Annotated in this window: 12 protein-coding genes and 1 pseudogene; 11 read left to right on the top strand and 2 right to left on the bottom strand. The window is 67.7% G+C overall.

Going from position 1 to position 15,558, the window contains the following annotated elements:
• Positions 1-348: 348 nt before the first annotated feature.
• From ACFY1L_RS27645 to ACFY1L_RS27625, 5 genes are all read left to right on the top strand, one after another.
• Entirely contained in the window at positions 349-1,452 is a 1,104-nt protein-coding gene (locus ACFY1L_RS27645) for a radical SAM protein (protein WP_388829783.1), read from the top strand.
• A gap of 16 nt (positions 1,453-1,468) precedes the next feature.
• Positions 1,469-1,600 carry a hypothetical protein gene (locus tag ACFY1L_RS27640; protein WP_388829780.1) on the top strand — a complete coding sequence of 44 codons (132 nt, stop codon included), beginning with the start codon at positions 1,469-1,471 and terminating at the stop codon, positions 1,598-1,600.
• Positions 1,601-1,679: 79 nt separating this feature from the next.
• Entirely contained in the window at positions 1,680-2,480 is an 801-nt protein-coding gene (locus ACFY1L_RS27635) for an aminoglycoside phosphotransferase (protein WP_388829892.1), read from the top strand.
• Positions 2,481-2,494: 14 nt separating this feature from the next.
• Positions 2,495-2,953, top strand: coding sequence for a hypothetical protein (locus ACFY1L_RS27630; RefSeq protein ID WP_388829777.1), 459 nt, complete (start codon positions 2,495-2,497; stop codon positions 2,951-2,953).
• Positions 2,954-3,146: 193 nt separating this feature from the next.
• A complete protein-coding gene (locus ACFY1L_RS27625) occupies positions 3,147-4,016 on the top strand; it encodes a GNAT family N-acetyltransferase (RefSeq protein WP_388829775.1) in 870 nt (289 codons plus the stop codon).
• A gap of 1,277 nt (positions 4,017-5,293) precedes the next feature.
• On the opposite strand, the gene ACFY1L_RS27620 is transcribed toward ACFY1L_RS27625, so the two are convergent.
• Positions 5,294-6,181 carry a replication-relaxation family protein gene (locus ACFY1L_RS27620; protein ID WP_388829772.1) on the bottom strand — a complete coding sequence of 296 codons (888 nt, stop codon included), beginning with the start codon at positions 6,179-6,181 and terminating at the stop codon, positions 5,294-5,296.
• Positions 6,182-7,048: 867 nt separating this feature from the next.
• Between ACFY1L_RS27620 and ACFY1L_RS27615 the strand changes: the two genes are divergently transcribed.
• The 6 genes and pseudogenes from ACFY1L_RS27615 (at position 7,049) to ACFY1L_RS27590 (ending at position 14,352) form a co-directional block, all read left to right on the top strand.
• Positions 7,049-7,360: a hypothetical protein gene (locus tag ACFY1L_RS27615; protein WP_388829769.1), complete on the top strand. Its 312-nt coding sequence runs from the start codon at positions 7,049-7,051 to the stop codon at positions 7,358-7,360.
• An 11-nt stretch (positions 7,361-7,371) separates the two neighbouring features.
• Positions 7,372-11,811: a DUF6531 domain-containing protein gene (locus ACFY1L_RS27610; protein WP_388829766.1), complete on the top strand. Its 4,440-nt coding sequence runs from the start codon at positions 7,372-7,374 to the stop codon at positions 11,809-11,811.
• Between the two features lie 9 nt (positions 11,812-11,820).
• Complete coding sequence (locus tag ACFY1L_RS27605; protein ID WP_388829763.1) at positions 11,821-12,384, top strand: hypothetical protein; 564 nt, start codon at positions 11,821-11,823, stop codon at positions 12,382-12,384.
• Positions 12,381-12,986: a DUF4291 domain-containing protein gene (locus tag ACFY1L_RS27600; protein ID WP_388829760.1), complete on the top strand. Its 606-nt coding sequence runs from the start codon at positions 12,381-12,383 to the stop codon at positions 12,984-12,986. Before ACFY1L_RS27605 ends, ACFY1L_RS27600 begins: the two co-directional genes overlap by 4 nt.
• 105 nt (positions 12,987-13,091) lie before the next feature.
• Positions 13,092-13,403: pseudogene (locus ACFY1L_RS27595) on the top strand (ATP-binding protein); the annotation flags it as partial.
• A 286-nt stretch (positions 13,404-13,689) separates the two neighbouring features.
• Positions 13,690-14,352, top strand: coding sequence for an HAD family hydrolase (locus ACFY1L_RS27590; RefSeq protein ID WP_388829758.1), 663 nt, complete (start codon positions 13,690-13,692; stop codon positions 14,350-14,352).
• Positions 14,353-14,533: 181 nt separating this feature from the next.
• Here ACFY1L_RS27590 and ACFY1L_RS27585 read toward each other — a convergent pair whose 3' ends face one another.
• Positions 14,534-15,325 carry an alpha/beta hydrolase gene (locus ACFY1L_RS27585; RefSeq protein ID WP_388829755.1) on the bottom strand — a complete coding sequence of 264 codons (792 nt, stop codon included), beginning with the start codon at positions 15,323-15,325 and terminating at the stop codon, positions 14,534-14,536.
• Between the last annotated feature and the right edge of the window lie 233 nt (positions 15,326-15,558).

The raw sequence follows: 15,558 nt of genomic DNA, 5'->3' as shown, positions 1-15,558 counted from the left end.
CGCCGATGAGGCTTATCACGAGCGCGCGCAGCACCGGCCGTCCGGCGCCGTCGTCACCGCCCACCCGCAACATGGCGCGTGGCTCGAAGAACTCCCGCCGCCAGTGCCCAGGCCCGCGCCGGCAGCGGGATGAGGCGGCCGTCCCTGCATCCCCCGTCAGGGGCGGCCGCCTGCTCCCTGTCCATCGGCCGGGCATTCCTCATCCCTCACCAGAGGAGAGCGGTTTCATGCAACGGGAATCGAGCGCCGGGACATGCTGGCGGTGCGACGCCACAGACTTGCCCGCGAACCGCCTGCGCGTGCAGTGGGCCGGCCGGCAGACGCCGTTCTTCGTCGCTGAGAGGCCCCATGCGCCATGAACTGATCATCGCCCCTTTCCTCCAGGACCACTGGATTCTGCGTCCAGGAAGCTCAGCCGGGCTGAAGATTCCGGCGCACCGCTACCTGGAACTGCGCGACGCGGCAGCGCACGACACGATGCCCGCATGGCTGCCCGACGTGGTTCGGCGACGCTGGGGAATCGACGTGGGCGACCGCCGACCGCGCGACATCCTGCTCGTCCGCGGCCCCTCGCCTTACGGCCACGGCCGCGCCTCGTACGAGGTCAACAACGGGTGCAACTGGGCCTGTCCGCACTGTGTCTATGGCGACAAAGTGCACGAGGGCCTCGCGTGGGAACCCCGTGAGCGCCTACTGCATCTCCTGCGCGACGCCGGAATCGTGTGGATCGAGCTCGGCGGGGGCGAGTGCACGATCGACACGCACTTTCCCGAGACGTACGCGCTCGCGTACGACCTCGGCATGATGGTGGAGATCCAGACGAACGGGTCCACCCTGCATCGCCCGGCCATGCTCGACCTGCTCACCAGCCGCCGTCCGTACCGAGTGACGCTCAGCGTCTACGGCGCCACAGCGGAGACCTTCGACGGATTCACCCAACGCCGCGGTGCCTTCGACAAGTTCATGCGCGGCCTGGTCGCCGCCCATGAGGCCGGCCTGCCCCTGTCCCTCAGCGTGATCATCACGCGCGAGAACGCCCACGAGACCGACGCCATGCGGGCGCTCGCCCATCGATACGCCTCACGCGTGCGTGAATACGCCCACATGTCCCCGACCTTCGCCGGCGGCGCCGAACCCCTCGCGCAGCAGGCCCCCGAGTACCTGCAGAACCGAACTCCCTTCACCGGATGCGACGCCGGCCACACGTCCTTGAACGTGAACCCCTTCGGCATGGCGAGCGTCTGCAAAGTCTCCCGCGACCACCCGATACCGCTCCTCAAGGAGGGGCTCGCGGGATTGGCGCGCCTCGGCGCCCTCGCCGACCGAGCACTTCAACGGCAGAACGCATGCGCGAGCTGCGCCCTTCAGAAGAAGTGCACTACGTGCATGCCGCTCGTGAAGCTGTACCGCCGGGCCGAATCGCCTCTCGACCGCTACTGCCAGCACGCCTGAGAAAGGAAATACGCCCATGACCGCCACCGCTGTGGAGATCACCGTAGGTCTGCTCGCCGAGGACGAGATCGAGTTCGTCGAGGACCTCGACGACGTCGCCGGCGGTGACGTCATGCGGGGCTGCGGAGACGACAACCCGTACAACTGAGCCCCTCCGAAACCGGGGCCGCCCGCTCCGCATGGACGGCCCCGCCCGCCCCAGCCCCTACACTCCCGCCGTGGTGACCATGAGACTGAATTGGGAAGACCTGCCCACCGCCACCCGTGGGGCCGTCGAGGCCCTCACCGGCCCTGTCTACGCGGTAACGACCGCCGACAAGGGACTCAACAGCGAGATCGCTGCCACGCTCGAGACCCGCACCGGCCGCGTCTTCGTCAAGGGACTGAACGCCGATCACCCTCGCGCCTGGACACAGAGTCGCGAGGCCACCATCAACCCCCACGTGGCCCCCCTCGCCCCCCGCCTGCTCTGGCGGATGAACGACGGCACGTGGGACCTGCTCGGCTTCGAGCACCTGGATGGCCGACCCGCGGACTACCGCCCGGAGTCCGACGACCTGCCACTCGTCGCCGAGGCGATCATCACGCTCTCCGGCGTCCGGGCCCCCGTCGATTTGGAGCTCAAACGCATCGAGCAGCGCCTCGCCGACTACCTCGACAGCCCAGAGGACGCCGAACTGCTGTGTGGCGAGAGCCTGCTGCACACCGACTGGCACCCCGACAACGTCCTGATCGTGGACAACACCGCCCGCGTCGTCGACTGGGCATGGCCCACGCGCGGCGCCGCGTGGATCGATGCCGCCTGCTGGGTCGTCTGGCTCATCGCGGCCGGCCACAGCCCCGCAGCGGCGGAGCAGTGGGCGGCGAAGATCCCCGCGTGGTTGACCGCGCCCCGGCGTGCCCTCGACGTCTTCGCGACCGCCCAACAGCGGCTCTGGGCCGACATCGCCACGGACGCGCCCGATGTCGCGTGGATCCAATCTGTCGCCGCCGCAGCCGGCCAGTGGGCCGCCTTCCGCCGGACGTGACGACGGGAGCGTCCATGGCGGACCCACCCATTCACGCGTACGAGACACTCACCACCCGCGACGGCGAGCAAGTCGAGATCGACACGGAGATGGTCCCCGTCATCCGTGGACTGTGGCGCCTCGGCTTCACCACGATCGCTTGCTGCCAAGACGTCGGCGAGGCGACCGCCGGCGTTCGAGCGCAGAGCGACAAGTCGCTCGGCTACGGTGCCGATGGCTTCATCGCGTACCACTGCGGCTGGGCCCTGCTCAAACTCCCCATCACCGACGCCATGCGTCTCGTCGCCCTGCTGTCCCAGGAACCCGTCTTCGCCGCCCGAGTCCGCCACCGCTGGCGCCCCGGCTCCTGGCGCATGAACGTCCCCCTCGTACCCGACGGCCTCGATGAAGCGGCACTGCTGCACCTTCCTCGCCAGCAGCTCCCCGAGCTCATCGAGAGCCTGCAACAGCAGCGGTTGTGGAGGCGGGCGTAGGCGGTGAGTGGGTAAGTGCCGCTCCTTCTCCGCGTGTTGTTTTGTGGGGGGCATGCCTCGCTCGGCCGCCGATCACCCGCTTTCGCGCTAGGTGGGAACGCCACAGGCGGCCGACGCGCCGCCGCTCAGCCGGAAAGCTGGGGCTGCTAACGTGCGGGCGATGTGGCTGACTTCTGGGCGCAGGTAACGCCCGATGTTCTTCCGCTGGGACTGGCTACGACCTGTGCTTACCGCGCCGATCGTGCCCACCCTCGGCCCCGTCCACCCGCACGCCCTGACGGTCGACCTCTTCGAGGACATCCGCACCGCGGCCGCCACGGACCGGTACTTCCTCCACTACGACAAGGACCGGCGCTGGAGCAGCGAGAAGGACGAGACCGTGCTCGCCGACGGCATCGTTCATCAACCTGACCGCACCCTGATCCCCACCCTGTCCAGCCGCGGCCGAGGCACGATCAAGGTCTTCGTTTACAGCCACCTGTCCGACATCCTCAGCCAGGCCGCCGGACTCGCGGCGAAACTCACCGCCGAGCACGGCGTGGCGGGCGCTCGCGTCGTGCGCCCGCTCGGTCCCGAAGCCACACCCGCCGACGGGGTCCGGATTCAACTCCAGGACTTCGCCGCCCGCCCCTGCCACGACCCCGGCGGACCGGTGCGCCCGTACACCGAATGGCCAGCCACGGTGAGGGACACATTCGCGCCGTATGCCCAGACCATGGCCGCTGACGGCCTGTCCTTCCTGCACACCCAGATGCAGTCGGCAGGCTGCGGCCCCGTCCTCACCGCAGCCCTCGATGGCCGCGTCGTCGGCGCCATCGGTCCCATGGAGATCCGCCGCGACGCCATCGGCCAACGCCAGCTCATGCCGCAGTACTTCGCAGTCCTGCCCGAGGCTCGCGGCAAGGGCCTGGGCCGTCTGCTGTGGCGAGCGGCCATGCACTGGGGCCAGTCCCACGGCGCCGACTACCAACTCCTTCAAACGGCGGTCGGCGGCGCCTCCGACCGCCTGTGCCGTGACGAGGGGCTGGTTTCGCTCGGCTTTGTATGCGCGCGGAGGGTGTGACAAGCAGCGGGTGGATCGGCACGAGGTTTCCGGCATGCTGCGCGTTGCCACCAAGCGTGGGCGCCGTGGGTGTCGCGGTCGTTCAGGAGTTTCCCGACGGCGACCATGGCGTTGGCGCCTCCGGTGTTGGCTGTCCGGGTCTACCAAGCACATCACTCGGCACGTGCACGCCCTGCACCTATCCCGAGCAACAGCGCGCTGCGTGACCTACCAGATGTCCAGGAATTCCCAGACAGCTTCCATGATTCGGTTCTTGCGGCGATGTTCCTTGCTGCAATAACGCAGCCGTCGCCAGCGGCTTTCTGGCTGCTGCACCGGTTTGCCGCACCACTCGCACGGCCGTGTCCTGGACTTGGATTTCCCCATGCCACCCCCCGTAGCACCGCCGTGCGAGGTCCGACCGCTCACCTCCTACAGCGACGGCCGGATCCCGCCCTGCCTCCCATTGGAAGGAACCTTCAGTGAAGCACCCCGACGACGAGAATGAACGACTCCGGCGGCGAGGTAGTCGACCCGGGCGTGGCGCGGCCAGCCCGCGACCAGTCGGCCGACCCGACCGGCCGAACCGACTTCGACCCGTCAGCCGACCCGAACAACGGTCGGTCGGTTGCTGAGTCGGGCGACACGACCGTCCGCCGGTTGGTCGACCTTCCGGCCGCCAGGGCGGCCGAGCAGTACCGCTTCGACGGACACAGCCTCCCGAGGCAGAGCGCAGCGGTCGTAGGAGATCACGAGACTGATTCGAACGTTGAGCCCTGCTTCCCGCCGAAGAGGATTCCTAGCCCACGCGCATCCGGGCTCGGGTGATTGCGCAGCGCAGCGCGGTGCGCGTGGCTTCGCCATCCATGCGCAATCCAACTGCGCAGGTATGCGCGATGGTGCGCAAACAGCGTCCGCGAGGCCGACCGCGCAGAGCCCTGGTGGTCGGGTAGCCGGTTGTACATCGTGGGCCAACGATGCGCACCCGGCTGCGTACTTGGTGAAACGCTGCTGTGCAGAGCCATGGTGCGCCCCTTGGTCGGGGCGACCATGAAGCCGACCACGGCAGGTGGGTGGGTGTCTGCGCGGGCTCCGATACGTGCGCGTGTACTGACTGCGCAGCCGTTCCTGCGAGTTGTGTATCGCGCTGCACGGTCACCGTGCATTCGGCTGCGCATCGCCGTGGTCAGGGGCGTGGTCGAGGTGTCGCGGCTCTGGTCGGCCCCGTGGTCGGGCTCTGCGCAGCCGCCGCGCGGCGGTGGCGAGTGGTGCGTAGCGGCTGCGCAGGCCGTCTATCCCTATGGCGACCAGCTCCAGGCGACTGTGTGGTTGGGGTCCTGGACGCGATGCCACACGCGCTGAGAAGGGCCGTGGGTGCGCAGGTCTGCCAGCGCCGCGGCCAGGACCGGCACCGTGCGCAGGAACGGGGCCAGCGACGGATCCCTGGCGGTCGCGTACAGGGAGTCGATGCGGTTGGCGACGCCAGCGGGACCGGTGCCGTCCAGGACGAACAACAGGCGCGGGAAGATCGGGTAGTGCCGCCGCCATGCCTCCCGCGCCGGCTCCTGTCCGAAGGCCGGGCGTCGCTGACCCGGAGAGGTTGGCACGTGCTTGTGGAGGCGGGCGTAGGTGGTGATTTTCGAGGCCAAGCGTTCTGGGCCCATGGTGGCCCGGTCGACTTCCACGAACGCCCGCAGCAGCGGCCCGTTCTTGCCGCCGCGCACGTAGTACAGGAGAGCGTCGGGGATGACGGCCTCCCCGCTGCCGAGGGAGTGATAGACCTCGGGTATCCAGTCCAGCGGCCGGCACAGGTCGCCGCGGCGGCGTGCTTCGTCGAGGAAGACGAGCGCGGTCTCCGTCACGGTCAGCGTGTGCCCTATGCGCAGGCGCGCGGCCGTGGGATCGGAGACCGTCTTCGGCGGTCGTCGTCCCCGCAACTCCGGCCACTCCGAGGCGATTTGCACGCCGTAGGCAGTGGGAAACCACACCCGCAGGCGTCCGGCCCGGGGCAGGGTGATGCGGTCGATGAGCCCCTCATCACGCAATTTGGCCAGCCGCCGCCGCGTCTGCTCCCTGCGCACTCCGGGGGCGATCACCCGGTGCATCTGTTCGGTGGTGGCCATCCGGTACTGCGTCAGCACCGCCAGCGCCAACCGATCACCACTGCCCGTATCCACGTCGGTCATCGTCGGTCCGCCTTTCCTGTACGGGCGGCGCCGTTCCGTCCGGCGCCGCGCATACCGGCTACAGCAGCAACCGACCCCGACCACTCCCGCGACCAAGAAGGCCCGACCACGGTCACGATGCGACAACACCGCCCCCGACCGGGCCGATATCCCCACCGACAACTGGCCGTGCGCTGCCGCGCCCCACGCGGCGTATTCGCAGGTCACCACGGACACTTCGGCTTGGTCGCCAGCCCGACATCCCCCTCTGCACACCCCCACGCTCGCCCCAAAGACAGAAGAAAGGCAGGGGACGGCGGGCGAACGGGGCGGGCGCGTGCCGACGGGGGATCGGGGCGGCCATTGCTCATGTTGCGCGTCGGCGGCCGCCTCCGCGCTCACGCGCCGCAAGAAGCGACGCACACAAGCAGCAGCATCATCAGCGTCTGGGGCGACGGATGCCGTTGACAGCCTCGGCCAGGGCGGCGCCGAGTCGCGTCGTCGATTACCCAGAAGATCCTTCGCCAGTTAGCCACCAGCGGGGGAGCAGGGGTGAAAGCGATTCGCCAGACCCGTTGCTTGAACGGGTGTCGGTGAACTTCGAAAGCTGGCCCGGACGATCCGATCGGCAGCCTAGTGCCGCCCGGTGCGAGGTAGGTTCGCGCTACCCCACAGGCCGAGATGCGCGTCCACGCGCCCGCTGTGGGAGACCGTCCTCCGCGGTCGCGGTCGCAGAGCCACGACGTGCTGCGACTGCAGCCCGGGCGTGCTTGCTGATCTTTGCCGTCCCTTGATGTCTGTCATACCTCCGGCATAACCGTTCTCCATAGTGTCTTGGGGTTGGCATGTGCACAGAGTGAAGCAATTGACGTACGGGGGCTGGTTCGTGTGTCGGACCTGAAGAAGGAGGCGACGTCGCTGCACAAGGCGGCGTCGGGTCTGCGTGGGGTGGGGCATCACACGGCGAAGCCGTTGCAGCAGTTCGAGGCGCAGTCCCATGACCTGGGCGCGCTTGGTGCGTTGGGTTCGCTGCTGGGCGCCAAGAGCGAGATCGAGAAGGGCATGACCACCCTGGTCAAGCTGACGAAGCAGTTGGACGAGGAGTGGGAGGCGGAGGCCAAGCTGATGGGTGACGTCTCCGACGCCTTCGACCTGCTGGACGTACTGATCGCGGCAGCGGCCCAGGCGGAGAAGGGCTGAGCGGCACTCCCATGGTCGACCTCAACCCGCTCCACTACATCAACAAGTTCAACCACATGTTCGGCGACAGTCTCGCCAGCGGTCTGGAGTTCCTGGGCATCTCGGATCCGGCCGTGGATCCGGACGGGGTGCGGGAGATCGCGAAGAAGTGGCGGCACCTGGCCACCGGGCTGGACGACGCCGCCACCGCGGCGGAGCGTGCGCTGCACGGCGTCGAGTGGGAGGGCAAGGCCGCCAAGGCGTTTACCAAGCGCTCGAAGGCGGCCCGTAAGCAGGCCACGGAGATGGCCCACTCGCTGCGGGAGGGTGCGAAGGCGCTGGACGACTTCGCGGACAAGGCGCATGAGCTGCTGTCAGAGATCGGCGTGATGCTGGCGGAGATCGCAGAATTCGAGATCGCCGGCCTGGCCCTGTCGATCCTCACCGCCGGCGCCTCCGAGGTCGCTTCCACCCTCATGGCCGGCGAACGCGCGCTGAAGGTGGTGGCGCTGATCGGCCGGATCGAGGAGGAGGGCACGGCGCTGGGCTCCGTGGTCCGCGGGGTGATGGAGGTCATCCGCGGGGTGGAGCGGGCGCTGAAGGCGCTCAAGGAGATCCGCGGGGTCGCCGAGGTGGCCAAGATGGCCAAGGGCGGCATGGAGTTCTCCGCCTTCGAGACCCTGCTGAAGGACCCGGGCGCGTTCAAGGACCCGGAGAAACTGGCCGGGATCCTCGCCGAGGGCGCGGTGATGGGCGTCGGGTTCGGGATGCTGGGCAAGGCGCTCGGCAAGGGACTGAAGGCGCTGGGGCCGGCGGCTCTGGCCAAGCTCAGCAAGTCGATGGGGCTGGACTGCGCCGCGTTCGAGCGGCTGAAGCTGAACCCCGGCTTCAACAAGCTGCCCGCCTCGGTCCGCAACATGGTCAAGAAGTTCGTGCGGGACCCGATCGACGTGGCCACCGGCGACATGGCCCTGCCCCGCACCGACGTGATCCTCCCCGGTGTGTTGCCGTTGGTCCTGGAGCGCACGCACATATCGTCCTACCGCCATGGTGGCTGGTTCGGTCCCACCTGGGCCTCCACCCTCGACCAGCGTGTCCAGGCCGACGATGAGGGCTTCGTCTACGCGACCGCGGACGGCGCACGTCTCTGCTTCCCGGTTCCCGCCCCCGACACCGGCGAACCCGTCCGACCGGACACCCCCGGCTCACGCCTGCTGCTGTCCTGGGACACCGAGATCGACGGCGGTATCCGCGTCCACGACCCCGACACGGGCCTGGACCACGTCTTCCACAGCCCTGTGCCTGCGGCCGACGACACGGCCGTCGACCTGCCGTTGCAGTACATCCAGGACCGCAACGGCAACCGCATCACCATCGAGTACAAGACGGGCGACATCCCCGAAGCCGTCGTTCACTCCGGCGGCTACCGCATCGCTCTCGACCACAACCCCGCCCGGTCCCGTATCACCGGCCTGCGCCTGACCGACCCCGCCCACCCGGACCGGCCCGGCACCACCCTGGTCACCTTCGGCTACGAGGAACACGGCCACCTCGTCGAGGAGACCAACTCCTCCGGCCTGCCGCTGCGTTACACCTACGACCCCGAAGGCCGCATCACCTCCTGGACCGATCGCAACAACACGACCTACTGGTACCGGTACGACGACCAAGGCCGAGTCACGGCCACCGGCGGCACCGGAGGTGTCCTCGCCTCCACCCTCGCGTATGACGAGGAATCACGCACGACCCGCGTCAGCGACTCCCTCGGCCACGTCCGTACCTATGAGCACAACGAGGCGCTGCGCCTGATCCGTGAGACGGACCCGCTCGGCAACTCCACCTGCCAGGAGTGGGACGAAGACCTCCAACTCGTATCGGTGACGGACCCGCTCGGCCGCACCATCCGCTACGAACGCGACGAGAACGGACGGATCGTTTCAGCCAGTCGGCCGGACGGTCGGACGACTCAAGTCGGCTACGGCGCGCTCGGGTTGCCGGTGACCGTCATCACCGCGGACGGCAGGCAGTGGGATTGTGCGTACGACGAGCGCGGAAATCTGACGTCTGCCACAGCCCCGTCGGGAGCTGTGAAGAAGTCCGCCTACGACCGAGCCGGCCGCCTGACCAGCGTCACCGACGCACTCGGCGACACCACCCGCATCCAGTCCAACGCCGCCGGGGTTCCCGAACACATCACCGACCCGTGCGGAGCCTCGACCCGATACACCCTGGACGCGTTCGGCCGCCCCGTCACACTCACCGACCCGCTCGGCAACGTGACTCGCCTGGAGTGGACCGTCGACGGGAAGCCGGTTCGCAGCACCGCCGCGGACGGCACTACCGAGTCGTGGACGTACGACGCCGAGGGAAACCGCACCGGCCACACCGACGCCACGGGTGCCGTCTCCCGCTTCGAGTACACCTACTTCGACCGGTTGTCGGCGCGTACCGGCCCGGACGGCGTTCGGTACACCTTTGCCTACGACACCGAGTTGCGCCTGACCGAGGTCACCAACCCTCAGGGTCTGGCCTGGAAGTACGCATACGACGCCGCCGGACGGCTGGTCACGGAGACAGATTTCGACGGCCGCACGCTGACCTACACCTACGATGCCGCGGGCCAGCTCACCAGCCGCACCAACGTGCTCGGTGAAACGATCCGCTTCGAACGTGACGAACTGGGCCGGACAACCCTCAAGGACGTGGCGGGTCAGGAGACCACCTACGCCTACGACCTGACCGATCAGCTTGCCCGGGCCACCGGTCCGGACGGCACGACCCTTACGCTGCTCAACGACCTTGATGGACGCCTGAGTTCGGAGACGGTCAACGGTCGCACTCAGAGCTACACCTACGACATCCTGGGCCGCCGGACCAGCCGCACCACCCCCGCCGGCGCCACCACCACCTGGTCCTACGACGCCACGGGCCGCCCCACCGGGATTCAGGTCTCCGGCCGCAGCATCGACTTCACCTATGACGAAGCAGGCCGGGAACTGACGCGTCACATCGGTGGGACGGTCACCCTTGAACACGGCTTCGACGCACTGGGCCGCCTGACCACCCAGTCGGTAACCCGAGCGGACGGCCGCACGCTGCAACACCGGGCCTACACCTACCGCGCCGACGGCTATCTGACCGGCATCGACGATCTGCTCAACGGCACCCGCCACTTCGACGTCGACCCGACCGGCCGCGTCACCGCAGTCCACGCCCACAACTGGACCGAGACCTACGCCTACGACAACGCCGGCAACCAAACACACGCCACCTGGCCCGACCGACACCCCGGCCACGAGGCCACGGGCGACCGCACCTACACCGGCACCCGGATCACCCGCGCGGGCAACGTCCGCTACGAACACGACGCCCTCGGCCGCATCACCCTGCGCCAGAAGACCCGCCTGTCCCGCAAACCCGACACCTGGCACTACCAATGGGACGCGGAAGACCGCCTCACCCAGGTCACCACCCCAGACGGCACCCAATGGCGCTACACCTACGACCCCCTGGGCCGCCGCATCGCCAAACTCCGCCTCGGGGCGGACGGCGAAACCGTCGCGGAGCGCGTCGACTTCACGTGGGACGGCGCAACACTCTGCGAACAGACCGCGCAATCCGCCGACCTCCCGAACCCCGTCACCCTCACCTGGGATCACCAGGGCCTCAAACCCATCGCCCAGACCGAGCGCATCAGCGCGGCCGATGCACCTCAACAGGAGATCGACTCCCGCTTCTTCGCGATCGTCACGGACCTCGTGGGCTCTCCCCGCGAACTCGTCGACGAACAAGGGGACATCGCCTGGCGCGCCCGCAGCACCCTCTGGGGCGCCACCACCTGGACCAGCGATGCCACCACCTACACTCCCCTCCGCTTCCCCGGGCAGTACAACGATCCCGAAACCGGCCTCCACTACAACTACTTCCGCCACTACGACCCCGAAACGGCCCGCTACCTCACCCCTGACCCCCTCGGTCTCACCCCCGCCCCCAACCCCAACACCTATGTCCACAACCCGTACACCAGGACCGATCCACTCGGTCTGGAAGAGTGCGGCGAGGACCTGATCTCGGTCTACCGCAAACAGACCGACCACCCACTGAGTCAGCGGATTCACATCGGTGAGAACGGCGAGGTGACGATCACCGGTAAAGGCAAGCTCTATCTGAACATGAGCGGCAATATCAAGCACACGTTGGAATACCGGGGCGACGGCGGCCAGATCGTCTCCTTCAAGATCCCCGAAGACTACCTGATCAAGGTCCGTGAATCCGCCCTGCCGCAGAACAAGGATGATCACCCTGACGGTGACGCCTTCACCCGCACGGAATGGAAAGGCCTGCTCCAGGAGTACCCGGAAATCTCCGATCCGACCAAGGGGAAGGACCTCTACGGAATCCCGGCCAAGCTCCTCAACGAACTCCGCGACAACATCATCAAGGGCTCCGGACGTGTCGAACAGGAAGGATAGGATCGTGCGATGATCCACAGCGAGGAGAGTGTCGCTGCCGAACTGGACCGTGTTCGGCAGCGTCCCGCGATCGAGTCGGCTCCGCCGGTTCTGGCCGCGTTCGCCGTCGATGTATTCGAGGGGACCTCCGAGGCGTACGCGCTACGCGTACGTCGCGTCCTGTCGGCCGCCCTCCACCTGGCCTCCACGGCGGAGTTCGACGATGAAGACCTGCCGACGGACGAGTTCCCTGACTGGTTCACGACGGCCTCCGTCCGGGACGGCGAGGTGCCGCCACAGGAATTCGTCCGACACGGCCGCACCGCGTACGCAGACCGTAGCGGTGGAGGCCCTTGGTCCTTGCAGAACTGGATCTACCGGTTCGACCCGGACGAGGATTCTCGTGGCTGGGAGTTCTGGGACATCGTCCAGGTGGGACCGTCGCGGCTCCGCGTCTGGGTCGACAGCTGGGGGGAATCCTTCTTCGGCTCCCTCGAGCTGCTGTGGCTGCTGTACACGGCCGGTGCCACACATGTCGAGGGACCGGAAGTCCACAAGGCGGGCACGTGGGCGTCCGAGGTGCGCGGCCGGTGACGGAGGCAGAGCAGGGGCGGATCGTGCGGGCGGAATACACCGACTCCACCATCGCGGTCTATCAGGCATACCCGCAGGAGATCGCGGAACCGGCCTTGCGCGCCCGGACGTTCGTAGCGCCATTCAAGCGCGAACGCATGACGTGGATCAAACCATCGTTCCTGTGGATGATGTATCGCTCCGGCTGGGCCCGGAAGCCGAACCAGGAAAGAATTCTGCGGATCGACATGGACCGGGCCGGGTTCGAATGGGCGTTGGCACACGCGGCCCTCAGCCACTTCCAGCCCGGTGTGCACGAGGACCGGGCTCAGTGGCGAGCGGAGGTCGCCGAGTGCCCGGTGCGTGTGCAGTGGGACCCGGACCGGTCGATCCATCTGGAACCGCAACCATGGCGAGCCATTCAGGTCGGTCTGTCCGGCGAAGCCGTGGACCGTTATGTGGACGATTGGATCGTGGACATGGCGGATGTCACCGATCTGGCATGGTCGGTCCATGCCGCTGTACTCGACGGCAGGATTGATGAGGCGCTGCGCCGGCTGCCCACTGAGCGCTCATATCCGCTTCCAGAGCGCCTCCGTCGGCGACTGGGCGCGGACGGATGACTGATCCACCGACCTCTGAGCCACTCTTGGCGTTCACGCCCAGTCGCCAAACTCCCGTGCGTTAGAAGGTTTTTGAAGTAGGCAGATTACACTTGGTGCTTTGTTGGAGTGCACCCGGTCACAGGCGAACCGCCTTACGTCGCGGTGGAACTGAAGCCGTGGAGTCAGGCACTGCCTCACGAACACGTGAACCGGCTGGCCGGAGTGGCATATTTGCACAACGCCACCGAGTTCGGCCTGAGCGGGCTGACGGAGATCGGGCGTGACGGCCACGGACTGCTCTTCACCGCGAAACGCCGAGGCGCCTTCCTCAACCACCTTCGTACGAGGCTGAGCGACAAGCACTCAGGGGTTCGGGCGGCGGACGAACTCCGCGCAGGTGCGACGGTACCGTCGAAGCAGCTCATGTCCGTGGCCGAGGTAGGCGGCGAGAAGGCCGGTCGGCCATCGGCCGGATACAGGTCAGCGAACGCCTCGTCCTCGAACACCACATCAGGCCGGTCCCTCATCAGCATCACCGGCGTCCCGCTCGGACACGCCGCCCACGCCGTCGGGACCTTCATCGGGAGAATCCGCGACGTCCTGCTCTTCCTGGCCGCTCAGGAAGAGGGTGTTGGGCAGCCCGAACAGAGCGGTGCGTGCAGTGCCCCAGGCCCCGCCCCGGAGGGAAGGGCGCTCTAGGCGTGCCGGATACGCTGCCGCCATGATTCGTGCAGTGGTGTTCGACGTCGGTGAGTGCTTGGTGGACGAGACCCGGGAGTACGGCACCTGGGCCGACTGGCTTGGCGTACCGCGGCACACGTTTCATGCGATGTTCGGCGCCGTGATCGCGCAGCGCCGCGACTACCGGGAGGTGTTCCAGGAGTTCCGGCCTGGCTTCGACTTGTATGAGGAGCGCGAGGAGCGGGCGGCCGCCGGGCAACCGGAGACGTTCAGCGAAGAAGACCTGTATGCGGACGTTCGCCCGATGCTGGCGCGGCTGCGGGCGGAGGGGCTGTGGCTCGGTATCGCGGGCAACCAGACGATCAGGGCCGGCAAGCTACTTCGGGAGTTGTTCTCGGACGATGTCGACCTGATCGGAACGTCGGACGACTGGGGCGCCAGCAAGCCTGATTCCGCGTTCTTCCGGCGTGTGGCCGAGGCCGTTCCGTTTGCCAACCACGAGATCCTTTACGTCGGCGACCGCATCGACAACGACCTGCGGCCGGCCGTCGGCGCGGGCATGCACACCGCCCTGGTGCACCGCGGCCCGTGGGCGACGATCCAGTGGCGCACCGAGCAGGCGGAGAAGCTCCCGACCTTCCGCATCGAGAGCCTCCAGGAACTGTCCGGGCTGATCACGGACTTCAACGGCTCAGCGCGCTGACCGTCGTCGACCAGGCATACAACCGGTCGTCGAGTTCCCGTTCGCACCGCTCGTGCTGGTGCGGTGCCAGCGTGCGCCGCACCTCCCGCACGCGGTCCATGCCCGCTCGGCTTTGTATGCGCACGGAAGGTGTGAAAAGCAGCTGCGGACGACTCGTCTCGCGCTGCTGCTGTGGATCTGCTCATCCGACGCTGGGGGTGGTGAAGGGGTACAGCGTGCGCAGGCCCTCGTTCAACGCGTACGACAACGCCGACCCGTGGGTCTGCCTGGGGTACAGGCGAGAGGTGAGCTCCAGGGACGGGTAGTTGCGCAGCCGCAGCAGTTGCGACATGCGGGTCATCGATCCGACGATGTCGGCGGCAGCCAGGTAGGGATCGGCGAGCTCCGCCTCGCCCGCGCCGAGGAACACCTTCGCCGCAAGGTCGTCGTGGGTCGTGGCGTAGTCGGCCTCCAGCGTGAACAGCAGATCCTCACACCCGCTGAGGGCAGGGCTACTGGCCAAATAGCGGCCGAAGGCCGCCGGCCGGGAGAACAGGGCGAAGCCGACGAAGTGCCCGCCGCCGGAGAACCCCACGAGACCGTGGTCGTCGTTGAACCGGAACTCGGCCGCCAACCGCGGGCGCAACTCGTCGACCAGGAACGACAACAGTGCATCGGCGCCGCCGCCCGTCGGCATTTCGCTGGACAGTTCTTCCATGCGCGCGCCGCCGGGCCCTGCATTGACCCATCTCGGCATCGGATAGAAGTCGTGTGTTCGACGCGCGCCGAACTCGGCGAGATCGCTCTCGTCGGAAGCGCCGACACCGATCACGATGAGCTCGGCGATCTCCTGCACGGTGTGGAGCCAGTTCGTCAGACCGACGGCGAGGGGGAAGCTGAGGGACGCGTCTGTCACCCAGAGGACGGGGTAGCTGCGGTCACCGTGCTCGTACGACGGGGGGAGCGCGATGTGCACGTCATGCGGCCAGGGCACATCGGTCCCCTGCATCCGTCTGGTGGGCAGGACCTGATATGTGTGCCGGGGCAGGGACACAACTACCTCCTGCTGAAGGCAATGTTCGGACATTCGATCAGGGGTTTCGCGTGTCGGAGAGCGCTCTGGCCAGCCGATGGCCGAAGAGTTGCACACCGAGCGGCCCACTGCCGGGTTTCTCACCCTCGCGACGAACGGGCCCCGGCACGTTCGAGATTGAGCCTATTCCAACC

This window comes from Streptomyces sp. NPDC001663 (assembly GCF_042893105.1).
Lineage (GTDB): Bacteria > Actinomycetota > Actinomycetes > Streptomycetales > Streptomycetaceae > Streptomyces.
The sequence above is the reverse complement of the archived record's forward strand: the minus strand, read 5'-3'. Positions and strand labels throughout refer to the sequence as shown.